The organism is Microbacterium sp. ISL-103 (assembly GCF_018613995.1).
In the GTDB taxonomy this organism is placed as follows: domain Bacteria; phylum Actinomycetota; class Actinomycetes; order Actinomycetales; family Microbacteriaceae; genus Microbacterium.
Window position 1 is genome coordinate 1 of record NZ_JAGGPD010000532.1, and the last position, 2,979, is coordinate 2,979.

Consider the following 2,979-nt stretch of genomic DNA (forward strand, 5'->3'; position numbering starts at 1 on the left):
GGGGGGGGGGGGGGGGGGGGGGGGGGGGGGGGGGGGGGGGGGGGGGTGGGGGGGGGGGGGGGGGGGGGGGGGGGGGGGGGGGGGGGGGGGGGGGGGGCGGGGGGCGGGGCTGCGGGCGTCGAGCCCGCACCGGTGGCGGGTGAGGGGCCGGCCACGTCCGCGGTATCCACCCGCAGCTGTTCGCCGCCGCGCCAGGCCCGGCGAGCGGCGAGGATGCCGTAGGCCAGCAGGAACAGCGCGCCCGCCCACCGAGCGACCACCACGAGCCAGGGGGCTGCGGAGATGACGAAGCCGAGGCCGGCGACGCCGGCGGCGATCAGCAGGGCGTCGGAGAGCGCGCAGATGACGACGACGGGCAGCACGTGCTCTCGACGGATTCCCTGGCGCAGGACGAAGACGTTCTGTGCGCCGATCGCGATGATCAGTGAGAGGCCGAGTCCGAGACCCGCGAAGACGGAGAGCATGGTCCCCACGGTAGGTCGTTCGCGTACATCAGCACCAGCGCAGATAACTGATGCAGCATTAGCATCGCTAATGTGAAGATCGATCCAGAACTCGCGGCCACCGTCGCGGCCGTGGCAGATGAAGGAACCCTCGACGCGGCGTCCCGAATGCTGCAGGTGACGCCGTCTGCCGTGAGTCAGAGACTCAAGTCGCTCGAGGAGCAGCTGGGTCGGGTGCTCGTCGTGCGCAGCAAGCCGGTGCGACTGACCGAGGCCGGCGAGGCGGTGGTGCGTCTGGCGCGCCAGATCGCGCTCCTCGAGCATGATGCGCTCGGCGGGCTGGGGCTCGAGGGCGACGGCACTCCGCGCTCGCGCATCCCGCTCGCCGTGAACGCGGATTCCCTGGCGACCTGGTTCCTCCCGCCTCTCGCGCGGCTGTCCGCCGCGCACGACCTCGACTTCGACCTGCATCGCGACGACCAGAACTTCACCGCCCGCCTGCTCGAATCGGGCACGGTCATGGCTGCCGTCACGAGTGAGTCCACGCCGGTCGCCGGATGCTCGGTCGCGCCTCTCGGGGTGCTGGAATACCACGCGATGGCCGAACGGTCGTTCGCCGAGCGCTGGTTCCCGCAGGGTGCGACGCCGCAGTCCCTGACGGTGGCGCCCTTCGTCGATTTCGATCGGCGCGACACCCTGCAGCATGACTGGCTGGCATCGACGGCGGTGCCGCACCACGGTGTGCCTCGGCACTACGTCCCGGCATCCGCCGACTACGCACTCGCGGTCCGTCTGGGGTTGGGATGGGGCATGGTCCCCGTGCTTCAGCAGGATCCCGGACTCGTCCCACTCGGCGGCGACCCCCTGCGTGTCGGGCTCTATTGGCAGCAGTGGAACCTGCGATCCGCGCTGCTCGACACCATCGCCGCCGAGGTGGCTGTCGAGGCGCGGCGTGTTCTGGCGACCTGATCGAGCGCGGTCGACGGTTGTCGCCCGTTCGACCGGTTCACAAGACGCCTGGACGTTTATCGCCCTGATTGAGCGAAGAATGTTCACTCGTTATCGGTATGCCCTTGTTTTGCAACATTTCTTGGACAAAACTGACCGGACTGACTGAACGCGCTGATGCAGGTCCCGGAAGGGCGGCCATTCCCAGGCATCCGCGGTTCGCGAATTCCTGAGGGGGAACGTCATGGTTGAGAAGGACACACGACGCAAAGTACTGGCAGTGCTGGCCGGAGGGCTCGTACTCGGAGTGGGTATCGGGGTGACCCTCGCGGCGTGGAATGACTCGGAGTTCGCGACCGGGACCTTCACCGCCGGCTCGTTCAACCTCGAAGGCTCCACGACCAGCGCGACGACCGGCTACGCCGATCACAACGTCGACGAGGGCGATGCTGCGGCCTCCCTCATCTTCGAGCTGCCGGCCGTCGCGTCATCGATGTCGCCGGGCGACGTGGTCTACGCGCCCTTCTGGGTGCGTCTGGACAGCACGACGACCAACAGCGCCACGCTGGTCCCGACCGGGATCACGGCGGGCACCGGCGGGAACGAGGCCAATCTCTCGTACACGGTGACGGCCATCGCCGATGAGGACACGTGCGGGGCTGCGGCCACCGGGACCGTCGTCGCGACAGGAGCGACACTGAGCGCCCAGACGGGCGCGACAGCGGTCGATCTCGCCGAGGGCGCTCCGGCCGGAACGGCGGGCACGCCGGTGCAGCTGTGCTTCGCCGTCACCGCGGGTGCGGGCCTGACCCAGGGCGCGACCGCGACCGCGACCTGGGAGTTCACGGCGACGTCGACTGCGGACTGATCATGGCCGACACCCGCAGAGCCATGCGGGAGGGGAGGCGGCTGCTCTCCCGTCGGATACGAGCCGTGCTCGCGGGCGGGCTGGTGTTCGGCGTCGGCGCGGCGATGACGCTCGCCGCATGGAACGACTCGGAGTACGGCAACGCGACCTTCACTGCGGGCCGCTTCGACATCGTGGGTGCAACGGACGGAGCGACCTTCGCGAGCCACCCCGTCGGCACTCCCGCGGCGCTCACCTTCAGTGCGCCGTTCAGCGCCATGGCGCCGGGCAACACCACCTACGCGCTCTTCAGCGTGCGGACGGCGAATCCGTCTGTCGCGGGAACGCTGCAGCTGAGCGTGACGTCCACCGCGGGCACGGGACTCGCGACCTACCTGCGCTACGGGGTGCGCACTATCGCAGGCACCACCTGCAATGGCACGACCTACACCGCCGGCACCGCCGTCGTGCCCGACAACTCGGCGATGTCGACCGGGGGCACCGGCACCCAGGCGGTCGCGGCGAACGGCGGCACGACCGTGAACTACTGCTTCGCGGTCACGCTCCCCTCGACGGCCGACAACGGCGCACAGGGTCTGACCGCGATTCAGACCTGGCAGTTGACCGGCACGTCATCCTGACGCCGACGCAGGTGGGAGCGGAACGAGAGGGGGACCCATGAGCACACCGACGAGAACACCGACGAGCACACCGACGAGAACACCGACGAGAACACCGACG

At 69.7% G+C, this 2,979-nt stretch carries 3 protein-coding genes and 1 pseudogene; 3 read left to right on the plus strand and 1 reads right to left on the minus strand.

Annotated elements, in window-relative coordinates; all coding sequences use genetic code 11:
- Window positions 1-119 precede the first annotated feature (119 nt).
- Window positions 120-464, minus strand: a pseudogene (locus tag J7E68_RS17145) (LysE/ArgO family amino acid transporter); the annotation flags it as partial.
- A gap of 72 nt (window positions 465-536) precedes the next feature.
- Here J7E68_RS17145 and J7E68_RS17150 point away from each other — a divergent pair.
- The 3 genes from J7E68_RS17150 (at window position 537) to J7E68_RS17160 (ending at window position 2,879) form a co-directional block, all read left to right on the plus strand.
- The gene (locus J7E68_RS17150) at window positions 537-1,412 is read left to right on the plus strand and encodes a LysR family transcriptional regulator ArgP (RefSeq protein ID WP_215174629.1); all 876 of its coding nucleotides are present in this window, start codon (window positions 537-539) and stop codon (window positions 1,410-1,412) included.
- A 223-nt stretch (window positions 1,413-1,635) separates the two neighbouring features.
- Window positions 1,636-2,259 (plus strand): SipW-dependent-type signal peptide-containing protein, encoded by a 624-nt coding sequence (locus J7E68_RS17155; RefSeq protein ID WP_215174631.1) that lies wholly within the window; start codon window positions 1,636-1,638, stop codon window positions 2,257-2,259.
- A gap of 2 nt (window positions 2,260-2,261) precedes the next feature.
- Complete coding sequence (locus tag J7E68_RS17160; protein WP_215174633.1) at window positions 2,262-2,879, plus strand: SipW-dependent-type signal peptide-containing protein; 618 nt, start codon at window positions 2,262-2,264, stop codon at window positions 2,877-2,879.
- The last annotated feature ends 100 nt before the right edge of the window (window positions 2,880-2,979 follow it).